General features: G+C 66.5%; 1 protein-coding gene. It reads left to right on the top strand.

Annotated elements, in window-relative coordinates; all coding sequences use genetic code 11:
- Positions 1-492, top strand: a 492-nt coding sequence (locus AC1DYG_RS19425; protein WP_477641493.1) for a 3-hydroxyacyl-CoA dehydrogenase NAD-binding domain-containing protein, incomplete at both ends; no start/stop codon positions are given.

The following is a 492-nucleotide window of genomic DNA, read 5'->3' on the forward strand; positions in this document are numbered from 1 at the left end:
GTACGCGGACGCCGCCACGGAGCGGATCGCAAAGTCGATCTCCCGCGGCGTCGCCAAGGGCAAGATCACCCAGGAGGAGGCGGACGCCGCGATCGCGCGCGTGCGCGTCACCCTGGACATCGAGGAATTCGCGGACCGCGACCTGGTCATCGAGGCCGCCCCGGAGATCGAAGAGCTGAAGTACGAGATCTTCGGCAAGCTCGACAAGATCGTCAAGCCGGCAGGCATCCTGGCGACCAACACCTCCTCCATCCCCGTCATCAAGATCGCCAAGGCCACCAACCGGCCCGGCCAGGTCGTCGGCGTGCACTTCTTCAACCCGGTGCCGGTGATGCCGCTGGTGGAGATCGTGGTCAGCCTGACGACGTCGGAGGAGACCGTCCTCGCGGTCACCGACTACGCCAAGAACACGCTGCGCAAGAAGACCGTCCGGGCCGGCGACCGCTCGGGCTTCATCGTCAACGCGCTGCTCATCCCGTACCTGTGCCAGGC

The sequence above is a fragment of the Pedococcus sp. P1_H8 genome (assembly GCF_056405175.1).